This window comes from Oceanobacter sp. 4_MG-2023 (genome assembly GCF_030689165.1).
GTDB lineage: Bacteria > Pseudomonadota > Gammaproteobacteria > Pseudomonadales > Oceanobacteraceae > Oceanobacter.
Genome location: NZ_JAUYVV010000001.1, coordinates 252,192 through 276,358, shown reverse-complemented (window position 1 = coordinate 276,358; position 24,167 = coordinate 252,192). Strand labels below are relative to the sequence as shown.

At 53.7% G+C, this 24,167-nt stretch carries 20 protein-coding genes; 18 read left to right on the top strand and 2 right to left on the bottom strand.

Annotated elements, in window-relative coordinates; genetic code table 11:
• Positions 1 to 2: 2 nt before the first annotated feature.
• Positions 3 to 992 (bottom strand): cyclic nucleotide-binding domain-containing protein, encoded by a 990-nt coding sequence (locus tag Q8W24_RS01280; RefSeq protein WP_305474127.1) that lies wholly within the window; start codon positions 990 to 992, stop codon positions 3 to 5.
• A 151-nt stretch (positions 993 to 1,143) separates the two neighbouring features.
• Entirely contained in the window at positions 1,144 to 1,785 is a 642-nt protein-coding gene (locus Q8W24_RS01275) for a DUF502 domain-containing protein (RefSeq protein ID WP_303433057.1), read from the bottom strand.
• A gap of 829 nt (positions 1,786 to 2,614) precedes the next feature.
• Here Q8W24_RS01275 and mraZ point away from each other — a divergent pair.
• The 18 genes from mraZ to secA all read left to right on the top strand — a co-directional run bounded on the left by mraZ (position 2,615) and on the right by secA (position 24,161).
• Positions 2,615 to 3,058 carry a division/cell wall cluster transcriptional repressor MraZ gene (gene mraZ / locus Q8W24_RS01270; RefSeq protein WP_303433055.1) on the top strand — a complete coding sequence of 148 codons (444 nt, stop codon included), beginning with the start codon at positions 2,615 to 2,617 and terminating at the stop codon, positions 3,056 to 3,058.
• A complete protein-coding gene (gene rsmH / locus Q8W24_RS01265; protein WP_303433053.1) occupies positions 3,055 to 3,990 on the top strand; it encodes a 16S rRNA (cytosine(1402)-N(4))-methyltransferase RsmH in 936 nt (311 codons plus the stop codon). The genes mraZ and rsmH overlap by 4 nt, the downstream gene beginning before the upstream one ends.
• Positions 3,987 to 4,241 carry a cell division protein FtsL gene (gene ftsL, locus Q8W24_RS01260; protein WP_305474126.1) on the top strand — a complete coding sequence of 85 codons (255 nt, stop codon included), beginning with the start codon at positions 3,987 to 3,989 and terminating at the stop codon, positions 4,239 to 4,241. Before rsmH ends, ftsL begins: the two co-directional genes overlap by 4 nt.
• Positions 4,238 to 5,959 carry a penicillin-binding protein 2 gene (locus tag Q8W24_RS01255; RefSeq protein ID WP_303433051.1) on the top strand — a complete coding sequence of 574 codons (1,722 nt, stop codon included), beginning with the start codon at positions 4,238 to 4,240 and terminating at the stop codon, positions 5,957 to 5,959. Before ftsL ends, Q8W24_RS01255 begins: the two co-directional genes overlap by 4 nt.
• Entirely contained in the window at positions 5,956 to 7,500 is a 1,545-nt protein-coding gene (locus Q8W24_RS01250; RefSeq protein WP_305474124.1) for a UDP-N-acetylmuramoyl-L-alanyl-D-glutamate--2,6-diaminopimelate ligase, read from the top strand. The genes Q8W24_RS01255 and Q8W24_RS01250 overlap by 4 nt, the downstream gene beginning before the upstream one ends.
• Positions 7,490 to 8,854, top strand: coding sequence for a UDP-N-acetylmuramoyl-tripeptide--D-alanyl-D-alanine ligase (gene murF / locus Q8W24_RS01245; RefSeq protein WP_305474122.1), 1,365 nt, complete (start codon positions 7,490 to 7,492; stop codon positions 8,852 to 8,854). The genes Q8W24_RS01250 and murF overlap by 11 nt, the downstream gene beginning before the upstream one ends.
• A 5-nt stretch (positions 8,855 to 8,859) precedes the next feature.
• Positions 8,860 to 9,942: a phospho-N-acetylmuramoyl-pentapeptide-transferase gene (gene mraY, locus Q8W24_RS01240; protein ID WP_303433047.1), complete on the top strand. Its 1,083-nt coding sequence runs from the start codon at positions 8,860 to 8,862 to the stop codon at positions 9,940 to 9,942.
• Positions 9,943 to 9,954: 12 nt separating this feature from the next.
• A complete protein-coding gene (gene murD, locus Q8W24_RS01235) occupies positions 9,955 to 11,316 on the top strand; it encodes a UDP-N-acetylmuramoyl-L-alanine--D-glutamate ligase (RefSeq protein ID WP_305474121.1) in 1,362 nt (453 codons plus the stop codon).
• A complete protein-coding gene (gene ftsW, locus Q8W24_RS01230) occupies positions 11,309 to 12,466 on the top strand; it encodes a putative lipid II flippase FtsW (RefSeq protein WP_303433045.1) in 1,158 nt (385 codons plus the stop codon). Before murD ends, ftsW begins: the two co-directional genes overlap by 8 nt.
• A complete protein-coding gene (gene murG / locus Q8W24_RS01225) occupies positions 12,463 to 13,545 on the top strand; it encodes an undecaprenyldiphospho-muramoylpentapeptide beta-N-acetylglucosaminyltransferase (protein WP_303433044.1) in 1,083 nt (360 codons plus the stop codon). The genes ftsW and murG overlap by 4 nt, the downstream gene beginning before the upstream one ends.
• Positions 13,546 to 13,588: 43 nt before the next feature.
• Positions 13,589 to 15,034 (top strand): UDP-N-acetylmuramate--L-alanine ligase, encoded by a 1,446-nt coding sequence (gene murC / locus Q8W24_RS01220; protein ID WP_305474168.1) that lies wholly within the window; start codon positions 13,589 to 13,591, stop codon positions 15,032 to 15,034.
• Positions 15,031 to 15,951, top strand: a complete 921-nt coding sequence (locus Q8W24_RS01215; RefSeq protein ID WP_305474120.1) for a D-alanine--D-alanine ligase — start codon at positions 15,031 to 15,033, stop codon at positions 15,949 to 15,951. Before murC ends, Q8W24_RS01215 begins: the two co-directional genes overlap by 4 nt.
• A gap of 1 nt (position 15,952) precedes the next feature.
• Positions 15,953 to 16,714: a cell division protein FtsQ/DivIB gene (locus Q8W24_RS01210; protein ID WP_303433040.1), complete on the top strand. Its 762-nt coding sequence runs from the start codon at positions 15,953 to 15,955 to the stop codon at positions 16,712 to 16,714.
• Positions 16,714 to 17,949 (top strand): cell division protein FtsA, encoded by a 1,236-nt coding sequence (ftsA, locus tag Q8W24_RS01205; RefSeq protein ID WP_303433037.1) that lies wholly within the window; start codon positions 16,714 to 16,716, stop codon positions 17,947 to 17,949. Before Q8W24_RS01210 ends, ftsA begins: the two co-directional genes overlap by 1 nt.
• Positions 17,950 to 18,014: 65 nt before the next feature.
• Complete coding sequence (gene ftsZ, locus Q8W24_RS01200) at positions 18,015 to 19,202, top strand: cell division protein FtsZ (RefSeq protein WP_303433086.1); 1,188 nt, start codon at positions 18,015 to 18,017, stop codon at positions 19,200 to 19,202.
• A gap of 100 nt (positions 19,203 to 19,302) precedes the next feature.
• A complete protein-coding gene (lpxC, locus tag Q8W24_RS01195) occupies positions 19,303 to 20,211 on the top strand; it encodes a UDP-3-O-acyl-N-acetylglucosamine deacetylase (protein WP_303433035.1) in 909 nt (302 codons plus the stop codon).
• A 170-nt stretch (positions 20,212 to 20,381) separates the two neighbouring features.
• A complete protein-coding gene (locus Q8W24_RS01190; protein WP_303433033.1) occupies positions 20,382 to 21,311 on the top strand; it encodes a M23 family metallopeptidase in 930 nt (309 codons plus the stop codon).
• 114 nt (positions 21,312 to 21,425) lie between these two features.
• Positions 21,426 to 24,161: a preprotein translocase subunit SecA gene (gene secA / locus Q8W24_RS01185; RefSeq protein ID WP_303433032.1), complete on the top strand. Its 2,736-nt coding sequence runs from the start codon at positions 21,426 to 21,428 to the stop codon at positions 24,159 to 24,161.
• Positions 24,162 to 24,167: the final 6 nt, after the last annotated feature.

Genomic DNA, 24,167 nt, shown 5'->3' with positions numbered 1-24,167 from the left:
TGTTATCTGAGAACTTTTACTTCAAATCCGGCTTCGCTGAGAATATAGGCGGCGGCTTCGGCCCGGTTGTCTCCCTGTACCACGTAGATAAAATCGCGATTCAATGTGTCCAAATGGCTACGCAGGTGGGTCAGGGGGACGTTGCGAGCGCGGGAAGTGGTTTCTTTTATCAGCTCTTGGGTGGGGCGCACATCAAGCTGGATAATGCCGGTATCACTGTCTTCGATCAGTTCATTGAGTTGTTCGTTGTCGACATATTCCAGCACCGGTATTTTCAGTAAGGTATCAAAGTCAGTTTTACTGAGAACCATCACCGTGCCATTGCTGCTCATGGTAATGGTGGCACTGCGCGGCAGGTTGCTGATCAGTGCATCTTCGCCGAAAAGTGTACCCGGGCCGAGTGCCGCCAGTGTTTCTTCTTGCTTGCCATTGCTTCTGGTGACAACGGCCTTGCCGTGTTTGATAACGTAACATTCATGGCCTTCATCTCCTTCCTGGATAAGTATATCCCCCAGTGTTACCGGACGTTCGTCGAAACGGGCTAATAATGTCTGGATATTGCCGGGTGGAATACGGCTGAACAGGTCGGACGTCAGCAAGGCCTCGAGCCAGTCGGTTTCTTCATCGGATGCTGCAGCCAGCGCGACGTCAATCCAGGTGTTGATTAATTGCAGGGAGCGTCTGGGCAAGCGGGCAATCAGGCAATCGTCAACAACGACCGCTGAGTATTTATGGATGGAATGGTCGGCGTCGATTGCGAGGACGTTACCTTCATCCTCGCTGTGCTGGCGGGTGACATCAAAATGATCGTCGATCAGGTCGATGGAGCCCTGTAGCAAATAATGACAGTAGTCGGCTTGCTGACCGCGTTTGAACAACAAGCTGCGTGACGTCAGCCGGATCAGCTCGAAATGGGGCAGCAACTCTTCCAATGCATGTTCGGAGAGATCACCAAAAGGGATAAACCGCTGTAATTGCTCTGCACTGATCATAACCTTCCGTCCTGGGTGGGAGAGTGCCGGGTGAGCGGAGTACAGAATGTCATGAATACAGGTGTGCCCGTCAAGATAAAAAACCGCCAGTAATAAAATACAAAGGTGTTCGAGGATACCTCAAGTACGTCAGCCCCTGATTTGCGCTGTATCACAGCTCCGGTGAAGTTTTGTCGTTCACTGGTTGTTTGGGGTGTGACTGGCTTTGGGATACTCCGGCAGTGATCGCAAAGCGCATGGCATCTTCAAAGGACCAGTCAACCTGGGTCAACTCTGACTTGGGCAGAAACAGGGTGTAGCCACCAACCATATAACTCATTGGCAGATAAACCGCGACGAGGGGCTGGTCAGGGCGTGTTTGTTGTACCACCGGGGGTACCTTTTGGTTGGTGATAAAACCGACGGCAATACCTGGCCCAGGCATATCAACCAGTACGACCGGCTGTGACTGTTTTTTCTGGCCGTCAAACATACCGGCAAAGTCCTTTACTGCACCGTACAGGGTCTTGACGACAGGGAAGCGTAACAGGGTGTCTTCGAGGTATGAGTGTAACCAGCTGATCGGGTTGAACTGGATCAGTAAACCCACCACAAACAGGCTGACCAGCATCACGATCAGGCCAAAGCCGGGAATGTCTGAGTTGGCATCGCTCAATACCAGGCCGGTCAGGGATAACAGTTCAAGACCGATATTGTCGAGCCATAGCAGCGTTGACCACAGCAACCAGGCAGTGATCACCAGTGGTAATACGACGACAGATCCCTTTAATAGCACTCGAGCCAGGTATGGCATGGACGTTCCTTGATAATGGAGCCGGCTCAGAGGTCCGGTTTCCGGTGATTGAGTTTGTGTCGTAGCGCTTGGCGATTGCGCCGGATTTTACGCTGTGTTGCCTGGGTATTGTTACTGCTCGGTACATTGACCACGAGACCAGCCACCACGTTCAACAATACGCAGCTGGCCAGAAAGATAAAGCGGGAGTCCAGGATTCACAACCGTGGACAGCCCGTAATGCGTGTACTCGTGATATGGCGTCAATCCTGCCGGTTATTTCCCCGCTGATGGGCCCCGGGAGTCCGGCGAACAGTGATCCCCCGTGCTTGCGTGAACAAAAGTCATGCTTTGGAGCAATGACTGGTTTGTGACTTCGAGAGTGGATATCAACGGGTGACAGGAGTGCCGGATGATTGCGCTTCTGGCTCTGCTTGGACGGTGATTATTCCTGCTGGCAAGCGTGCTGGATTGTATCTGAATGTAACAGAACGTGAGGAATCGCCTTGAGTCATGACGCCAGGCTTCAAGGCCGCTGGAATATTTTGTTTGTGAGTTTTTTTTGCATCGCCAGAAAGCTTGCTAACTGGTTGTTCTTTAAAAGAAATTTCAAATTTCAGGTGGATTCATCAGCTTGCAATGAGAGTAGCCTATTCCTATAGTGTCACAAAGTGTCGAATTGTGGCGTATTTGAGACAAAAGTGGGAGATAGTGGGGAGTAACCGGATGGAATAAAGGCTAATATCCACTGCCCTGAATTGAGCTTTGACCAAGACATACACGAGGGTCTGTAATGACCAAAACGCCTGAAACCTGCACCGTGATGATCTGATTTTTTATGTTTCGCGGCATGCACCATATAAATCTGGATGCCAAAGGTCGTCTGGCAATCCCGGCAAAAGTACGGGAAGCCCTGGAGGAGCAGGAAGTGTCTGTTTTGGTGGTAACGGTGGACAGTCAGGATTCCTGTCTGCTGGTTTACCCGCTCGCGGAATGGGTCAAGATTGAAGCCAAGCTGGATCAACTGCCCACGTTAAACCCCGCGACCAAAAAGCTGAAACGCTTGCTGCAAGGCCACGCGACAGAATGCAGCGCCGACGGCAGCGGTCGGATCCTGATCAGCCCAGCCTGTCGTCAATACGCCGGGCTGATCAAGGAATGTGTATTGATGGGGCAAGGCAACAAGCTGGAACTCTGGGACAAGGCCCGTTGGGAGACTCAGCTGAACGATTATCTGGAACAACCCATGTCGCTGGACACCCTTCCCGACGAACTCAAGAGTCTGTCTATATGAATTTGCAAGAGCTGGCCCACGCTACCGTGTTGCTGGAACCAACCGTTGACGGTTGTTTGAACGATCCGTCCGGGGTTTATATCGATGGTACCTTTGGTCGTGGTGGGCACAGCCGGCTGTTGTTATCGAAACTGGCAGCCGATGGCCGACTGTTCGGGTTTGATAAAGACCCGCGGGCCATCGAAACCGGTGAGCAACTGCATCAGGAAGACGAGCGTTTCAATATCGTACAAGCCTCGTTTGCGGATATGAAACAGGAGATGGCGGCTCGGGGAATCGAGCGTATCAACGGCATTTTGCTGGATTTGGGTGTTTCTTCCCCCCAGCTGGATGATCCGGAACGTGGCTTCAGCTTTATGCGTGATGGCCCGCTGGATATGCGTATGAATCCGGATGCGGGCATGTCTGCCGCGGAATGGGTGGCCACCACGGACGAAAATGAAATTATCCGGGTCTTGAGAGAATACGGTGAAGAGCGTTTTGCCCGGCGTATGGCACGCGCCATTCTGGCTGCCCGGGCGACGGCACCAATTACCCGTACCCTGCAACTGGCGGAACTGATCAAGGAAGCCAACCCGGCCTGGGAACGTCACAAGCATCCAGCCACCCGTGCCTTTCAGGCGATCCGTATTGCCGTGAATAATGAACTGGGAGATCTGGAGCGGGTACTGGACGAAAGCGTCGACTTCTTGTTACCCGGTGGCCGCCTGGCGGTAATCAGCTTTCATTCGCTGGAAGATCGCATGGTGAAACGCTTTATCCGGGCACAGGAAAAAGGACGCGATGTACCTCCCGGCTTCCCGATACTGGAAGCAGACCTGGGTAAAACCATGAAACGTATTGGGAAAGCCATCATGCCCGATGATGACGAAGTGCGCAGTAATGCCCGTGCCCGCAGTGCGGTATTACGCATTGCCGAACGGTTGTCATGAACCTGGCAGTGATCCTGGTCTGGTTGGTGGTTGTGGCTTCTGCGCTGGTACAGATCGGCGTCAGCCATGGTCATCGCCAGCTGGTACAGCAATGGCAGACTCTGGATAGTCGCAGCGACGCCTTGCAGCAGGAACAGACCCGGTTGGTTCTGGAGCTGGCGGCATTGACCAGTTATGCCCGTATCGATCAGCGCGCACGACGTGAACTCAATATGATTGAACCGCAACAGGTCAGGATTCTTCCTCAATGACAGGCTTGGCGAATGATCATACTGCTCCGGGCATTATCCGCTGGCGCTTTGTATTAGTGCTGCTGGTGATGGCTGCGCTGCTGGTGATGATTCTGGTGCGGCTGATCTCGTTACATACGGTAGATCAGCCGTTTCTGTTTGAAGAAGGCGAAAAACGGATTGTCCGTGCCCAACTGCAACCTGCCCGGCGCGGCATGATTACCGACCGTTTTGGCAAGCCATTGGCGGTCAGTACTGCGGTGGTGGATATCAGCCTGAATCCTCAGGTTTTTGATGTAAAACAGGCCGGTGCACTGGCTGACGTGCTGGATATGCCCGCCGCGACACTGGCAAAGGAAATTACCGAAGCCCGCCAGCGTGGGCGTGGCTTTTATTACGTCGACCGTCAGGTACAACCGGCCCAGGCCGATCGGGTTGCCGCTTTGGGGCTGGACGGGCTGCAATTTGACAGTCGGTTCCGGCGTTATTATCCCGCCGCAGAGGTGACATCGCATCTGGTGGGGATTGTTGATATCGATGGTAACGGCCAGGAAGGAATGGAGCTGGCTTATAACGATTACCTGACCGGTACTGGCGGGCGGCGTACCGTTATTCGTGACCGATACGGTCGGGTGGTAAAACAACTCGTGGTGGAGTCCGTGGCACAGCCGGGCCACGACCTGCGCTTGACCATCGACCTGCGGCTGCAATATCTGGCCTATCGTGAACTGATGGCTGCGGTGCGTCAGCACCAGGCGACGTCGGGCAGTGCGGTGTTACTGGATGCTCATAATGGCGAGGTACTGGCGCTGGTGAATCAGCCATCGTACAACCCCAATAACCGGGCCGGGCTAAAACCGGAGTTTATGCGTAACCGGGCACTGGCGGATGTGCTGGAGCCAGGTTCAACCATGAAGCCGTTTACGGTCGCGGCGGCGCTGGATTCCGGCCGCTATGCTCCGGATACCCCGATTGATACCAGTCCGGGTTATTTACGTATCAAAAACAAGACCATTCGGGATCATCGTAACTATGGCGTACTGGATGTCACCGGTGTGATTACCAAGTCCAGTAACGTTGGCGTGAGCCTGATTTCAGCCGATCTTGGGGCTGACGTGCTGTTCAATATCATGCGAGCGGCCGGTCTGGGTCAGGCCAGTGGTTTGGGCTTTCCGGGTGAAAGTGTGGGCATCTTGCCTTATCCCGAACAGATGGACGACTTGCGTCTGGCCACGGTGTCGTACGGTTACGGCATGGCGGTTTCGCCGTTACAGCTGGCGCAATCCTATACCAGTTTTACCCAGCATGGCTGTCGTTTTAACGCGACCTTGCTACTGGACAATGAAGCGCGGCCTGGTTGCAAGCAGGTGATGTCGGCGGATACCGCTCGCAAGGTACTGGATATTCTCGAAACCGTGACTTCCGATATCGGCACCGGTCGACGTGCTCGTGTTGCTGGCTATCGGGTCGGCGGCAAAACAGGCACAGCCCACAAGGTTGGTGATAGTGGTTACGAGGATTCGACCTATAACGCCGTGTTTGCCGGTATTGCACCGCTGACCGACCCTGACCTGGTGCTGGTTGTTGCGATTGATGAACCCCAGGGGCGTGAATATTACGGCGGCGAAGTGGCTGCTCCGGTTTTTTCTCGCATCATGGAACAAGCGTTACGTTTGCGCCAGATTGCACCGGACGATTCGAGTGCCGCCGCCCTGATTGTTGCCGGAGACCCGAGATGAAGCTTTCCCAATTGTTGCAGGACGATCTGTTTATTCCACCGGAATGGGATCGTGAATTTGCCGATATGGTTACCGATAGCCGAGATGTTCAGGCCGGTGACTTGTTTGTTGCCCGCTCCGGAGCGGTGAGCCACGGGGCTGATTATATCAATGCTGCGATTCAGCAGGGTGCGGTTGCGGTTCTACAAGAGGCGGACGTCGGTTTTCGCTGTGAGTTTGGCCAGACCGCGGTGCCGGTTTTTTCGACACCAGAAGTGTCTGCGCAACTGGCAAGCTGGTTGTATCGGCGGTATCCGGATGCGGGCCAGTTACCGGTTCTGGCGGTCACCGGCACCAACGGCAAAAGCTCATGCGTGGCGTATATGGCCCAGCTTTCCCGGGCGCTGGGCAAGCCTTGCGGGGTGCTGGGCACCCTGGGGAATGGTATCTGGCCGGCCTTGGCTCCGACTCGTAATACCACGCCGGATTTGTCGGTGGTCTTACGGACCCTGGCCCAGACCGCGGACCAAGGCGCTGGCCGTGCGGCAATGGAAGTGTCGTCCCACGGTCTCGACCAGGGCCGTGTGGCCGGCATGCATTTTCAGGGCGCACTACTGACCAATCTGACCCAGGATCACCTGGATTATCACGGTGATATGGAGAGTTACTTCCAGTCCAAGCGCCGCTTGTTACTGGATTACAACGCCCGGTTTGTTGTGATTAATCGGGATTGCCCGTATGGACAACGCTTGCTGGCGGACCCGGGGATTCCGGGGCAGCGTTTCAGTTATGGCGAGATGACGGATCAGGCGAGTACAGCACCAAGCGATGCTGGCTCTGCAGCGATTCAGTCTGTCAGTTATCGTCTGCTGACCCTGAACCGCAACGGGATGTGTGCTGAGCTAACCACCCCTTGGGGGTGCCGCCAGCTGGAGTTGCCGTTATTGGGGGTGTTTAACCTCGCCAATGCAGTGGCTGCCATCACCATGTTGGCGGCGGCCGGTGACGATCTGGATGCGCTGACAGAGGCGGCCGCCGGACTGCAGCCTGTGGCTGGTCGTATGGATGTGTACGAGCCGGTCAGTGGTACTGGCCCGACGGTTATTATTGATTTTGCCCATACGCCAGATGCATTGAACAGCGTGCTGTCCTCCTTGCAGCCCTGGCAGCAACCGCTGACGCTGGTATTTGGCTGTGGTGGTGATCGAGACCGGAGCAAACGGCCCAAAATGATGGCGGTCGCCATGCAGTTTGCCGATGCCATCTGGCTGACCGATGACAACCCGCGTTTTGAAGATCCGCAGCGTATTTTTGCTGATGCACTGGCAGCTCCCGGCGCCAGTGAAGCCGGTTTGCACCTGGAGCATGACCGCACGCAGGCCATTACCCAGGCCCTGGCTGATGCGCCGGAACAGGGGCTGGTGGTGATCGCAGGGAAAGGTCACGAAACCTGGCAGGAAATTGCTGGTGTCAAACATCCTTTTTGCGACGCCGATGTACTGGCGGCATTGGGGTATGTGCCGCGTAGCCCGTCTCCCAGGGGAGGGCAGCATGCGGTTTGATTTTAACCTCAGTCAGGTGGCGGCTTTATTGGACCTGGCAGCACCAGCCGTGGATGTGCGTTGTACTGGTGTCTGTACGGATACACGTCAGATCCAGTCGGGCGACTTGTATGTCGCGCTGCGGGGCGAGCATTTTGATGGTAATCGGTTTGCATCCCAGGCGTTGGCCGCTGGCGCGGTGGCCGTCTTGCTGGATGAAGTGCCGCCGGAGGCCCTGGATGGCCCGTGTCTGATCTGTGCTGACGGGCTGTTGGCGTATGGTCAGATTGCAGGCTGGCAACGGGGCGCCTTTTATGGCCCGATTGTGGCGATTACCGGCAGTGCAGGTAAAACCACGACCAAGCAGCTGATGGCGAAGGTGCTTGAGCAACAATTTATTACCTGGATGACACCGGGGAATCTGAATAACCACATTGGGGTACCCAAAACCCTGCTGGCTTTGCAACCGGAGCATGAAGCGGCGGTGGTGGAGCTGGGTGCCAGTGGCCCAGGGGAGATTGATTACACGGCCTGTCTGGTCAAACCAACCATCGGCATCATCACTAACGCGGGTGCTGCTCATCTGGAAGGGTTTGGCTCTCTGGCCGGGGTGGTGCAAACCAAAGGCGAGTTGATTGATAGCGTCGATGCTAACGGCATCGTGGTGTTGAACGCCGATGATCCGGCATTTGCACCGTGGCAAACACGGGCGGGCAATAAACAGGTTGTCTCGTTTGGTTTATCAGCCAGCGCTGATTTGTTTGCCAGCGAGGTGGCGTGCCGTGTGGATGGCAGTGATTTTGTTGTGCATAGCCGTCATGAGGGTTGGTTGCAACATGTGTGTCTGGCTTTCCCGGGGCAGCACAATGTAAGCAATGCGCTGGCTGTTTTTGCGGCAGCCCGGGGATTGGGCATGACTCCGGCTATGATTGCCGCCGGATTGCAGGCTGCCGTGCCTGTGGCTGGTCGAATGAAGGCCGTGGTCGGGCAGAATCAATGGCAAATTATTGATGACAGTTATAACGCTAACCCGGCTTCCATTCGTGCAGCGATTGATGTAATAAGCCTCGCCTCCGGTGCCTGGTTGGTGCTGGGTGATATGGCAGAGCTGGGTGAAGAAGCGGAACAGGCGCACAGCGATATTGGTCGTTATGCACGCCAACAGGGAGTCTCGGCACTGGTTGCAACCGGGCCATTGAGCCGCTTCACTGTGGCCGCATTTGGTGATCAGGGATATTGGTTACCTGATCGGGATGGGGTGGTGGCGCTGATAAAACAAAAAATGCCCGACCAGACGACTGTTCTGGTCAAGGGTTCGCGCAGCGCTGGTATGGACTCTGTGGTCCGGGCGCTGCAACTGCATTCAGAGGAATAAGGTTTATGTTGTTGTGGCTGGGGGAATGGCTGACGCAGTGGCACTCGGGTTTTGGTGTCGTGGGTTATTTATCGTTAAGAAGTATCTTCTCCGTCATTACGGCACTGGTGGTGTCGATGGTGCTGGGGCCGGTTGTGATTCGCAAACTGCACCAATATCAGATTGGTCAGGCGATTCGTGAAGTCGGGCCAAAATCGCATTTGAGCAAGGCTGGCACGCCGACGATGGGAGGCGTGCTGATTCTGCTATCGATCGCGGTCAGTACCCTGTTGTGGGGGAATCTGGAAAACCGGTTTGTCTGGGTGGTGCTGGTGTTGACGCTGATGTTTGGTGCCATTGGCTGGGTTGATGACTACCGCAAGGTGGTGGAGAAAAATTCACGAGGCTTGCCGGGGCGCTGGAAATATTTCTGGCAATCGGTGTTTGGTGTGATGGCTGCGGCGTATCTGTACTACAGCGCCCAGAGCCCGCAGGAAACCTTGTTTGTGATGCCGTTTTTCAAGGACATCATGCCGCAACTGGGACTGATGTTTGTGCTGCTGAGTTACTTCGTCATTGTTGGCTCCAGTAATGCTGTCAATCTGACCGATGGTCTGGATGGTCTGGCGATTATGCCAACGGTGATGGTCAGCGCGGCATTGGGCGTATGTGCTTACTTGGCGGGTCATGTGAACTACGCCAATTATCTGCATATCCCCTACATTGCCGGCGCTGGGGAACTGGTGGTTTTCTGTGGTGCCATGGTAGGGGCAGGGATTGGGTTCCTCTGGTTTAACACCTATCCAGCCCAGGTATTTATGGGAGACGTGGGCTCGCTGGCGCTGGGAGCTGCGTTGGGTATTGTGGCGGTGATCATTCGCATGGAAGTGGTGCTGTTTATCATGGGCGGTATTTTTGTTGCCGAAACCCTGTCGGTCATCCTGCAAGTGGGATCATTCAAAATGACGGGGAAACGCATCTTCCGTATGGCACCCCTGCATCATCACTTTGAGTTAAAGGGGTGGCCAGAACCGCGGGTGATTGTTCGCTTCTGGATTGTCACTATTATTTTGGTGCTAGCCGGACTGGCTACCTTGAAAATTCGATAACAGGTTGTATCTATGACGCTGGCAGAAGCAGATATCAAACGCTTGATCGTCGGACTGGGAATTTCAGGCCAGGCGACGGCGCGCTATTGCCAGCGAATGGGCTGGTCGTTTGATCTGTGTGACAGCCGTACCGATTGCCCGGCAGCGAGCAGTCTGAGCACTCTTTTCCCAGCCGCGAACCTGTATCTGGGGGCGCTGGATGGTCATCGCCTGTCTGCTTATCAGCAGATTATTGTCAGCCCGGGGATGGCTTTGTCTGACCCTGCATTACAGCAGGCCTTGGCTGCGGGGGTGGACGTGATTGGGGATGTTGAGCTGTTTGCTCGCCAGAACCGGGTGCCGGTGATTGCGATCACTGGTTCCAACGGCAAGAGTACGGTCACTACCCTGGTCCGGGATATCTTGCGGGATGCCGGGGTTGCCGCGGAAATGGGCGGCAATATCGGGGTGCCGGTACTGGATTTATTGGCTGGGCCGCAACCGGATGTGTATGTGCTGGAACTATCGAGTTTCCAGCTGGAAACGACATCGAGCCTGAAGGCACGAGTGGCGACCATTCTGAACCTGAGCGAAGACCATATGGATCGTTATCAGGGGATGGCGGCTTACCAACTGGCCAAGCAACGTATTTTTACTGGTTGTGAGTTAGCCGTTGTGAATCGTGATGATGCGGCCAGTAATCCGTGTGGCGAGATTATTGAAGCCGCCGGTTTCACCATCAAGGCCCCGACAGAGGATGATTTTGGCCTGCAAGCGGGCGACTGTGATGGTGTTGCTGGCGATTGGATTGTGCGTGCCGGTATGCAGCTGGTACACAGTTCGGAATTGAAAATACATGGCCGTCACAATCTGGCGAATGTGATGGCAGCGTTGGCGTTGGTCGAAACCGTTGGTGTCAGTCCGGCCCAGGCCCGTATGACGCTGAGCCGTTTTACCGGCTTGGCGCATCGCTGTGAGTGGGTTGGCGAGCATAACGGGGTGGTGTTTATCAATGACTCCAAGGGCACCAATGTTGGCTCTACACTGGCCGCGATCCAGGGCCTGACCGGTCAGGCTGGTGCGTTGTGGTTGCTGGCAGGGGGGGATGGCAAGCAACAGGACTTTCAGCCGCTGGCTCCGGCGTGTGCCACGGGGGTCGCCGGTGTGTGTTGTTTTGGTCAGGATGGTGAAGCATTGGCGGCGACGCTGTCCGACAGTTGTCCGACGTATAGCTGTCAATATCTGGCTGAGGCGTTTGCGCTGGCTGTTGCAAAGGCGCAGCCGGGCGACCGGGTACTGTTGTCGCCCGCCTGTGCCAGCCTGGATCAGTTTGCCAATTACGTGGAACGGGGCCGGCATTTTGGCGCCTTGGTCGGGAGCCTGATGGATGATTGACAGTCTGCGCTGGCAAGCCCGTGATCAACATTTTGTTCCCTGGTTGCTGCTGATGGTGCTGGGCTGGGTCATGGTGGCTTCGGCGTCTACCGGTATTGGCGAAAAACTGACCGGTAATGCGGCGTATTTTGCAATTCGTCATGGTGTGTATCTGATTCTGGGTGTGGTTGCCTTGTACGGCGCCAGCCAGATCAGTCTGGCACGCTGGCGCCAGTTTGAGTTGCCAATGCTGGCGGTGGGCTTTGCGGGCTTGTGTCTGGTGTTGGTGCCGGGGGTTGGTCATGAAGTTAACGGCAGTCGTCGTTGGCTGAATTTTGTCCTGTTCAAGTTGCAGGCGTCCGAGCTGGCCAAGCTGGCGGCCGTTTTTTATGTGGCTGGCTATCTGGTGCGGCGCTTGCCAGAAGTGCGTGAGCGTTTCTGGGGGTTTATCAAACCCTTGATTGTGCTGGTTATCATGGTGCTGTTGTTACTGATGGAACCGGATTTTGGTGCAGCGGTCGTGTTGCTGGGAGCCACCATGATCCAGCTGTTTCTCGGTGGTGTGAAAGCCGGGCAATATTTTTTATTGATGATTGGCACCGGTGCTCTGTCGGTTGTGGCATTAACGTCGGAAGAGTGGCGGGTTGCGCGCTTGATGGCGTATCTGGATCCCTGGGCACCTGAGCATGTATATGGCACCGGGTATCAGCTGACGCAGTCATTGATCGCTTTTGGTCGTGGTGAATGGTTTGGGGTCGGGTTGGGAGAAAGCGTGCAGAAACTGTTTTATTTGCCGGAAGCACACACCGACTTTGTGTTTGCCATCTGGGCTGAAGAGACAGGCTTGTTTGGTGGCCTGATGGCTATTGGCTTGCTGACTTTTCTGGTCGTACGGATTTGGCAAACCGTCTGGATTGCCCAACAGCGTGGACTGTTGTACGGCGCGTATATTGCCGCCGGTATTGGCTCGATGCTGGCACTACAGATTGTTATTAACCTGGGTGTGAATATCGGCTTGTTACCGACCAAGGGTCTGACCTTGCCATTTTTCAGTTATGGCGGCAGTAGCCTGATTCTGGCCTGTGCCATGGTTGGTATTGTTATGCGAATCAAGCACGAGGCCATGCTGATGCCTGAGCCGGAACCAAGAGATAACGGAGGTAGGGCATGAAGCCTTCAGGATCCAGTCGTAGCAAAGTGGCCCTGATTATGGCTGCTGGTACCGGGGGACATGTGTTCCCGGCATTGGCGGTTGCCCGTGCTCTGGTAGCACAAGGCTATGTGATTCACTGGCTTGGAACACCTTATGGCATGGAACAAAATCTGGTTCCTGCTGCAGGGTACCCGCTGCATGCAGTGAATATTCGAGGTTTGCGTGGCAAAGGCATCAAGGGTCTGATGATGGCCCCCTGGCGTATTGCCCTGGCAACCTGGCAGTCACGGGCGGTTATTCGTGCCATCAAGGCCGATATCGTGGTGGGGTTTGGTGGTTATATTGCCGGCCCCGGAGGGGTGGCAGCACGGCTTGCCGGAGTGCCTCTGGTGATCCATGAACAGAATGCAATTGCTGGAATGACCAACCGCTGGCTTAACCGTATCGCGCACTTGAGTTTGCAGGCCTTTCCCGGTGCTCTGGCCGGCGCGATGACAGTGGGCAATCCGGTACGTCGTGAACTGGTCGAGTTACCAGCCCGTGCCGTGCCCTTGTCTGGCCCTTTGAATATTCTGGTGGTGGGCGGCAGTCTTGGTGCGTCGGCCCTGAACGATGCCGTCCTGGCTTGTTGGCAAGCGATGCCAGCGGCTGGGCGGCCGAACTTGCGCCACCAGGTTGGCAAGCGGGATGCTGAGCGTATGCTGGCGGCGTATGCTGCCAGTGATGTGGTCGCAGACGTCTCTGCATTTATTGACGATATGGCGGCGGCTTATGGTTGGGCCGATCTGATGATTTGTCGTTCTGGTGCCTTGACGGTATCGGAAGTTGCGGCGGTCGGTAAAGCGGCGATTTTTGTGCCGTTCCCTTATGCGGTCGATGATCATCAAACCATCAATGCCGGTTATTTGGCAAACAATCAGGCCGCACTGATCTGTCAACAGAAGGATCTGACGCCAGAGTGGCTACAACAAACAATAGGCTTGCTGGATAAGGATCGTGCCCGTTTACAAGGCATGGCCGATCAAAGTCATGCACAGGCCCGGCCGGATGCAACCGCACTGGCTGTTGAACAGATTATGAGGAAAACCCGTGATTAATGCGTCTGCAGAAGCGACGCTGGCGAATGGTCCGCTGGCACATATGATTCCCGAAATGCGGCGTATTCGTTGCATTCACTTTGTGGGTATTGGTGGCACCGGGATGTGTGGTATTGCAGAAGTGCTGTTGAACCAGGGCTATACCATCACTGGTTCCGATATCCGGGCTTCCGCGGTGACCCGTCGCCTGCAAAATCTGGGGGTGACATTGTTTATTGGCCACGCCGCAGACAATGTGGCGCGCGCCGATGTGGTGGTGGTGTCGTCGGCGATTGATGTCAGCAACCCGGAAGTATCGACGGCCCTGGAACAACGCAAGCCGGTCGTGCGACGGGCAGAAATGCTGGCGGAACTGATGCGTTTTCGTCATGGGGTGGCGGTTGCCGGCACTCACGGTAAAACCACCACGACCAGCTTGTTGACCAGTATTTTTGCGGAGGCCGGGCTGGACCCGACCTTTGTTATTGGTGGCAAGTTGAACAGTGCTGGTGCCAATGCCCGCTTGGGGGCCAGTCGTTACCTGATTGCCGAGGCAGATGAAAGTGATGCCAGTTTCCTGCATCTGCAGCCGATGGTGTCGATCGTTACCAATATTGATGCGGACCATATGTCGACTTATGGCGGTGACTTTGAGCGATTAAAGCAGACCTTCGTTGATTTCCTGCAAAACCTGCCATTTTATGGGTTGGCAGTGATCTGTATTGACGACGAGACAGTACGCTCCATTCTGCCTGCCATTTCCCGTCAGACCGTGACCTACGGTTTTTCCGGAGATGCCGACTATCGGGCGATCAATGTGGTTCAGCAGGGGCTGTTTACCGAGTTCACTCTGGTGCGGCCAGGGGATCGTCAGCCACTGAATATTCGTATGCGGATGCCAGGTCGGCATAACGTTCTTAATGCGCTGGCAACGGTTGCGGTTGCCGATGAAGAAGGTGTGCCTGATGAAGCAATCCGTTCGGCACTGGAAAAATTTGCCGGTGTCGGGCGGCGTTTCCAGGTCTGTGGAGAATATCCACTGGCAGGTGGCAATGTGATGATGGTGGATGACTATGGTCATCACCCCCGTGAGCTGGAAGTGACGATTGAAGCCATTCGCAAGGGTTTTCCCGACCGCCGCCTGGTGATGCTGTTTCAACCGCATCGATTTAGCCGTACGCGTGACCTGTATGAAGATTTTGTCAAAGTATTATCGACCGTGGATATCCTGTTGTTGATGGATGTTTATCCCGCTGGAGAAAAAGCAATTGCCGGTGCGGATGGCCGCTCACTCTGTGGCAGTTTGCGTCAGCGCGGAGAGGTGGATCCAGTATTTATCGAACGTGGCGAATCCCTCGAAGGGTTGTTGATGGGAGTGCTCAGAGCCGGTGACTTGTTACTGACCCAGGGGGCTGGCGACATCGGTTCCTTGTCTGCCCGGCTGGCCGAGCAATTACCTGGCTGGTTGGAGTCCATTGATCGTGCCAAAGCAAAGGGAGCGAATGAATGACAGATCGTAGCGGATTTGGTCGTGTAGCCGTTTTGATGGGCGGTGTTTCTGCTGAACGTGCCGTATCGCTACGCAGCGGTGAGGCTGTGTTGAGCGCCCTGGTCGCTGCCGGGGTGGATGCTGTTGGCGTGGATGTACAAGATGACATTGCGGCTTGCCTGGCGCGTGAGCATTTTGATATGGCATTTATCGCATTGCATGGGCGGGGTGGCGAAGATGGTACCATTCAGGGGTTACTGGAGTGGCTCCGGATTCCCTATACCGGTAGTGGTGTTATGGCATCGGCACTGGGAATGGACAAGTGGCGCACCAAACTGATCTGGCAGGCTGCTGGCTTGCCAACACCCGCGGCAGTGCTGCTGGGGCAGCAATCTGACTGGCAACACGTCATTCAGGAATTGGGGCATGACGTCATCGTCAAGCCTGCCCATGAGGGTTCCAGCATTGGCATGCGTAAAGTACATGATGCGCAAGCCCTGCAAGACAGTTATCAATTTGCCAGTCAATACGATGCGCTGGTGCTGGCAGAACGCTGGATTACCGGGAACGAGTACACCATTGCTCTGGTGGGGGGACAGGCGCTGCCTGTGATTCAGTTGAAAACGTCACATGAGTTTTATGATTATGAGGCAAAATACGAATCATTAGACACAGAATATTTATTACCATCGGACCTGAGTGCTGAGAAAGAAGCCGAGTTGCAGCAACTGGCCATGACGGCCTTCGATCTGATTGGTTGTCAGGGCTGGGGGCGAGTGGATGTGATGGCCGATGCCGATGGCCAATTCTGGCTACTGGAAGTGAATACCAGTCCGGGTATGACAGACCATAGCCTGGTGCCAATGGCGGCCCGGGCAGTGGGGATGTCATTTACGCAATTGGTTATCCGCTTGCTGGAAGAAGTGAAGAAGCACTGATATGTCGGACAAGCAACCAGCACGCGGTGCCACTCTGACACCAGTCAGACGTGAGCCAATTACCCGGCGACTGCATATTCCCGTTCAGGTCTGGATCGGACTGGTTATTGCGCTGCTCTTTGTCGGTGCCGGAGTGGTTGTACGTCAGGCCTATCACACCTGGCCGGTTCAAGCGGTGGTGGTGGTTGGCCGGCTGAATGTTTTGAATGCAGAAGATATTGCGCGCCAGTTATTGTGGGTGAGAGACAAGAGTTTCTTTACTCTGGATGTGAACCAGGTTCAGCAGCAGGTGGCGGCTATTCCACTGGTGAGCCGTGTTGCGGTCAGAAAGCACTGGCCGGACAGTGTGGAATTACTGTTGTATGAGGAGTTGCCGGTGGCGCTATGGAATGATGAACAGCTACTGACTGCCACGGGTCGTCTGTCGGCAATACCGCCTGGATTCGCCACAACCGGGCTGATGCGACTATACGGGGCTGATCCGGTGAAGAATGAATCAGTGAAATATTTTCGACGCCTGCAGCAGGCTTTGACTGGTCAGGGTTTGACCGTGAACAGCATGAGTGTTAATGCGGTGCAGGCAGTCGATGCAACATTGTCAAATGGCTGGATTGTTCGTTTTGGACGCCAGTATTTTGAAGAACGATTACAGCGTCTGATTGCTCTATTGGGAGCGCTGGATGCTAAAGAGGTACGCCAGGTGGATTTGAGATATGGCAAGGGTGCGGCTATTCGCTGGCAAACAACAGGGGTAACCGGGTAATGGCAAATGCACAGGCAGGTCAAATGCTGGTGGGACTGGATATAGGAACGTCCAAGATTGTTGCTATTGTCGGGGAAGTGACATCAGATGGCGGTATTGAAATTGTTGGTCTCGGCAGTCACCCCAGTCGGGGGATGAAAAAAGGCGTAGTGGTTAATATCGAGTCCACTGTGCAGTCAATTCGCCGTGCAGTTGAAGAAGCCGAACTGATGGCGGGCTGTACCATTCATTCGGTGTATGCCGGTATTGCTGGCAGCCATGTACAGTCACAAAACTCCAATGGCGTAGTCGCCGTCAGAGGAGCCGAGATCACGGAAGCCGACGTGGAGAGGGTCATCGACGCTGCTCAAGCTGTCGCTATTCCACAGGATCGACGTACGATCCATGTTCTGCCCCAGGAATATTCAGTCGACCATCAGGAAGGTATTCGTGAACCGGTAGGAATGGCCGGTGTCAGGCTGGAGGCCAAGGTACATCTGGTAACTGCAGCGGTGAATGCAGCGCAAAATATTGAACGTTGTGTACAACGTTGTGAACTGAGTACTGATGATATTATTCTGGAACAATTGGCATCCAGTTATGCCGTGTTAAGTGATGATGAGCGGGAATTGGGAGTCTGTATGGTAGATATCGGTGGTGGTACCACTGATATAGCTATTTTTACCGATGGCGCTATACGGCACACCGCTGTTATTCCAATTGCAGGGGATCAGGTGACCAATGATATCGCAATGGCATTATTAACACCGACCCAGCATGCCGAAGCGATAAAAATCAAGTACGCCTGCGCCTTGCGCCAGTTGGCGCACGAAGATGAGATGATCAATGTTCCGAGTGTTGGTGAACGCCCGCCACGTCAGCTGTCACGGCAATCTTTGGCAGAAGTGGTCGAGCCTCGATATGATGAATTATTTTCTCTTATTCAGGCAGAATTGCGTCGTAGCGGCTATGATGAATTAATCCCTGCTGGTGTTGTACTGACCGGCGGCACATCAAAAATGGAAGGTGTGGTTGAATTGGCAGAAGAGATATTTCATATGCCAGTCCGATTGGCCCGGCCTCATGGGGTTTCCGGGTTAACTGACGTAATTAATAACCCTATTTATAGTACCGCTGTAGGGTTACTTCTTTACGCTGTGAAACAGGCTAAAAATAAGCCAGTAGCTATAATTGAAGGTAAATCACATTCCGGGATCTTTACACAGTTATCGGAATGGATAAAAGGCAACTTTTAGTATTTAATGTAATGATGGGTAGTAGAGAGGGGGGGGGCATCATGTCATTTGGAAAAGAAGGCGATATGTTTGAGTTAGCAGATGATGTGCCGGAAGAGGCGATAATCAAGGTTATCGGCGTGGGTGGCGGTGGCGGTAATGCCGTCCAGCACATGGTAGAAAGCAACATTGATAGCGTTGATTTTATCTGTGCCAATACCGACGCTCAGGCGTTGCGTAATGTTGGTGCTCGTTCTGTAATTCAACTGGGTGTTGGCCTGACCAAAGGACTGGGTGCTGGCGCGAATCCCGATGTTGGTCGCCAGGCGGCGATGGAAGATCGTGATCGTATCGCAGAGGCCCTGAAAGGTGCTGACATGGTCTTTATTACAGCTGGCATGGGGGGAGGCACTGGTACAGGTGGCGCTCCTGTTGTTGCTGAAATTGCCCGTGAACTGGGCATCCTGACTGTTGCTGTTGTTACCCGGCCGTTTTCGTTTGAAGGTAAAAAACGTATGGCCATGGCAGAAGTTGGCCTGAAACAGTTAAGCGAGCATGTTGACTCACTGATTACTATCCCTAATGAAAAACTCCTGTCGGTCCTGGGTAAAGGCACCACATTGATGGATGCTTTCCGCACTGCCAATGACGTGCTGTATGGCGCGGTCAAAGGCATTGCCGATCTGATTACCCAGCAAGGCATGATCAACGTTGACTTTGCCGATGTGCGAACAGTTATGTCCGAAATGGGCCAGGCCATGATGGGTAGCGGTTCCGCCAGTGGCGAAGACCGTGCACGCCAGGCCGCAGAAGCAGCTGTTGGCAGTCCTCTGTTGGAAGACGTCAACCTGAAAGGAGCACGTGGCATCCTGGTGAATGTGACCGCAGGCTATGATTTGTCATTGGGCGAATTCTCGGAAGTGGGTGACATTATTGGTGAATACGCTGCTGAAGATGCAACGGTTGTTGTCGGTACTGTTATTGATCCGGAAATGACCGATGAGCTGCGGGTTACTGTTGTTGCCACTGGCCTGAATTTCCATGCCAGCAGTTCTTCAGCTCCTGCAACGGAACCCCGTCCAAAAAAAGTAGTCGATAATACACCGGCGCCAAAGCGTGCAGATGGTACTCCAGACTACAACAAGCTTGATCGTCCAGCCGTGACTCGTCAGGCTGGAGCGGGAGCTCAGGCTGCGACAAAAGCGGAACCACAAACACGGCAAGACATGGAGTATCTGGATATACCTGCTTTCTTGCGTCGTCAGGCAGATTGAGTAAAAAGAGCATGCCGCTAGCGTGTTCTTGCATTCCTGCTATAATTGCAGGATCTATCTATTTGTATAAGAAACGACCAGAAATGGCAGGATTGTCAGAATGATCCCTCAACGCACCTTAAAGAACACTATCCGCGCTTCAGGTGTAGGCCTTCACTCCGGTGAAAAGGTCTACCTGACTCTGAAGCCCGCCCCGGTTAATACAGGGATCGTATTCCGTCGTACCGATCTTGACCCTGTCGTTGATATTCCTGCGCATGCGTTGAATGTCGGCGAAACCACCTTGTCCACCACCCTTGTACGTGATCACGCCAAAGTCGATACGGTAGAACACCTGTTGTCGGCCATGGCCGGGCTGGGTATCGACAACGCGATTGTAGAAGTCAGTGCCCGCGAAGTGCCTATTATGGACGGCAGCTCTGGCCCATTTGTATTTTTGCTGCAATCGGCAGGTTTGATGGAGCAGGATGCTCCAAAGCGTTTTATCCGTATCAAACGTCGTATCGAAGTCAAAGAGCGTGACAAAACCGCTTCTTTTGCTCCTTATGATGGCTTCAAGGTATCGTTTGAAATTGATTTCGATCATCCAGTACTCAAACAGAGTGTTCAGAAGGCCAGCCTGGATTTTTCCTCGACGTCATACGTCAAGGAAGTAAGCCGTGCGCGTACCTTCGGCTTTACCAAGGATCTTGAGTATATGCGCTCCAAGAACCTGGCGCTGGGCGGTAGCGTTAAAAATGCGATCGTAGTGGATGATTATCGGGTTCTGAATGAAGACGGCTTGCGTTATGAAGATGAGTTCGTCAAACACAAGATACTGGACGCAGTCGGTGATCTGTATTTGCTTGGGCATAGCCTGATCGGTGAGTACATTGGCTACAAGTCTGGTCATGGACTGAATAACTGTCTGTTACGAGAGTTGCTGGCGCATGAAGATGCATGGGAATTCGTTGAATTTACCGAAGAAACTGCACCGATTACTTATATGCGCCCAGCTGCTGCTGGCTGATTGCATCTGAAAAACTATAGCAATACCCGAAGGCCATACTATATGGCCTTGTTTTTGTCTGTTTGTTGGTGGATTCTGATGAGTTTTGCGGTTTGTAAGGCTTCGTTTGTGATGCGGTTGGTGTCAATAAGTAGCAAGCAAGTTGGTAATCGTCACTTACCTGGTTATTTATGAACATTATTGTTGTTGGTCAGCGTCACGGAGAGTCCCGTACTTACCGATTGACCACACCTGCCAAGACATTGTTATTTGGGTGCCTTGTGGCCCTGCCTTTTGCAATGGGGATGGCCGGGTTCTGGTTGGTTGACTGGTTGGCAGATGAAGGTTTTTCCCTGGAGCCACAGGCAGCAGAAGCCTGGGAAAATGATCTCAGCCTGCAGCGTCAGGAGCTGGAGCAGATTCGTGTCCAGACCAATCAGGAATTACAGGCACTAACGGTCAAACTGGCCGAGCTGCAGTCCCGTCTGATGCGTTTGGATGCTCTGGGTGAACGCCTGGTCAGTGTTGCCAATCTGGAAGCCGATGAATTCGATTTTTCCATGGCACCTGCTTTGGGCGGGCCAAAGACACTGGGTGAAGCCTACGAAGCGCCGGAAATCAGCGATGTGCTGAATGACCTGGCTAATCGTATTGGTCATCGTGAGCAGCAGCTGGAAGTGCTGGATGACCTGATGTCTGCCCAACGGCTGGATGCGGATACATTTGTAACTGGCCGACCGATCAAAAAAGGCTGGATGTCTTCCCGCTATGGTCGTCGTACCGATCCTTTTACCGGCCAGCTGGCCTGGCATGGCGGTGTTGATTTTGCCGGTAAGCAGGGGTCGGATATTATTGCGGTTGCGTCTGGGGTTGTTACCTGGGCTGGTGATCGTTATGGCTATGGCAAACTGGTTGAGATCAATCACGGCAATGGCTATAAAACGCGTTATGCCCACTGCTTTGAGCTGAACGTCAAGGTTGGCGATATCGTTCGTAAAGACGATGTTATTGCCTTGATGGGAAGTAGTGGCCGTTCAACCGGCCCTCATGTGCATTTTGAAGTGTACAAGAACGGCCGGACAGTTGACCCATCTGCATATCTTCATCGTACCCTCCGATAGGCATTGATCAAATTACTTGTCACCATCTCGGACTTGTCATCTGAAGCGCGTATAATCGAGCGTTTCAGTCCGTCCGGGCCTCACTGTATTTGCAAATTGGATAGTTAGAATCTCATGATGGGTAATATTTTTCGCAAGCTTTTCGGCAGTAAAAATAGCCGGGAACTGAAGCGTATGGGTAAGCTGGTTACACAGATAAACAGCCATGAAGAAGCCCTGAAAGCGCTTGTTGATGCCGAGTTGCAGGCCAAAACTGCTGAATTCAAGCAGCGCCTGGAAGGTGGTGAAAAACTGGATGCCCTGCTGCCAGAAGCTTTCGCCGTCTGCCGGGAAGCCAGCCGGCGAGTGATGGGGATGCGTCACTTTGACGTCCAGCTGATTGGTGGTGTTACCCTGCATGAAGGCCGTATTGCCGAGATGCGTACCGGCGAAGGTAAAACCCTGGTGGGTACCTTGCCAACCTATCTGAATGCTTTGACAGGCAAATGCGTCAGTGTCGTTACCGTGAACGATTATCTCGCGCGTCGTGATGCCGAGTGGATGCGTCCCCTGTATGAATACCTGGGGTTGAGTGTTGGTGTTGTTGTCCCCGGCCAGCAAACCGCAGAAAAGCGCGAGCAATATCAAGCGGACATCGTGTACGGCACCAATAACGAATTCGGTTTCGATTACCTGCGCGACAATATGGCGTTTTCTCTGGACGATAAGGTGCAGCGCGAATTGTATTTCGCCATCGTCGATGAAGTGGATTCCATTCTGATCGATGAAGCCCGAACTCCTTTGATTATTTCTGGCCCTGCTCAGGATAATTCCGAGCTGTACCGCAAGATCAATTTGCTGGCACCCAAGCTGGTCCAAGGTGAACTGGACGAAGACGATACCCCGGTTTCCGGGCACTTTATTATCGATGAAAAAACCCGTTCAGTTGAAATGACTGAGGAAGGGCACGAATTTGTTGAAGGCATGTTGGTTGACGAGGGAATTCTGGAAGCCGGTGAAAGCCTGTATGCCACCCAGAATCTCAACTTGCTGCACCATGTCCATTCCGCTTTGCGGGCCCATGCGATTTACCATAAAAACGTCGACTATATTGTCCAGAATAACCAGATTGTTATTGTCGACGAGCATACCGGACGTACCATGCCAGGGCGTCGCTGGAGCGAAGGCCTGCATCAGGCTATTGAAGCCAAAGAGGGTGTCCGTATCCAGGCCGAAAGTCAGACTCTGGCTTCCACGACCTTCCAGAACTACTTCCGGCTGTATGAAAAACTGGCTGGTATGACTGGTACTGCCGATACCGAAGCATTTGAATTTAACCAGATCTATGGCCTTGATGTGGTGGTGATTCCGACCAATAAACCCGTCCAGCGAATCGATTACAATGATGTGATTTACGCTACCCAGCCAGAAAAATACGCAGCAGTTGTCGAAGAAGTACGTGCGGTAATTGAGCTGAAACGTCCGGTACTGGTGGGTACCGCGTCGATTGAATCTTCCGAATATGTGGCTGGATTACTGACAAAAGCCAAGATTCCGCACAATGTGCTGAACGCCAAGGAAAATGCGCGCGAAGCAGAAATTATCGCTGATGCCGGTCGTCCGGGAGCCGTGACCATCGCGACCAACATGGCAGGTCGTGGTACCGATATCATGCTGGGTGGTAACTGGGAGTCTGAAGTTGCCCGCCTGGATAATCCTACCGAGGAAGAAATTGCCGCAGTCAAGAAGGACTGGCAAGAACGGCATGATGCGGTATTGGAAGCCGGGGGTCTGCATATCGTCGGTACCGAACGTCATGAATCACGCCGTATCGATAATCAGCTGCGTGGTCGTGCGGGTCGTCAGGGGGATGCCGGTTCAACCCGGTTTTTCCTGTCGCTGGATGACAGTCTGATGCGTATGTTCATGTCCGACCGTATGCGTAACATGATGCAAGCGCTGGGCATGAAAGACGGCGAATCCATCGAGCACAAAATGGTCACCAATGCCGTTGAGAAAGCACAACGCAAGGTGGAAGGCCGTAACTTTGATATTCGTAAACAGCTGCTTGAATACGATGATGTTGCCAACGATCAACGTCGGGTGGTTTATGAGCAGCGTAATGACCTGATGGCGATGGAAGATATTGGTGACATTATCTCCACGATCCGGAAAGACGTGGTTGATGATGCGATTAATGACTATATCGCCCCACAAAGTCTGGAAGAGCAGTGGGATATCGCTGGGCTGGAAGCGCATCTGAAATCAGAATTTGATGTCGATTTACCAATTCAGCAATGGCTGGACTCGGAAGACAAACTGTACGAAGAGACGCTGCGTGAACGTATTCTGACGGCCATTGAGCAAGCCTACCAAGAGAAGGAAGCATCTGCCGGTCGGGAAACACTGCGTGGTTTTGAAAAGCAAGTCATGCTGCAAATCGTCGACAACCTCTGGAAAGAGCACTTGGCGACCATGGATCATCTGCGTCAGGGAATCCACTTGCGCGGTTATGGCCAGAAGAACCCGAAACAGGAATACAAGCGTGAATCATTTATCCTGTTCCAGGAATTGCTGAGCAACATCAAGCGCGAAACCATCCGTGTACTCTCTCATGTCAAAGTGCGTGAAGAGTCAGAAGTGCAAGCAATGGAAGAAAAACGCCGGGCGGAAGCTGAAGCCCAGGCCCAGTTGGCCAAGTACGAACACGAAGCAACGACCAGCATGGTGGCGGATGAGCCAATCGAGCAGGCCGAAGGTGATGATCAGGCGCAGCCATTTGTACGTGACGATCGCAAGGTAGGTCGTAATGAGCTCTGTCCGTGTGGTTCGGGTAAAAAATACAAGCATTGCCATGGCAAGCTGTCATAAGGCACA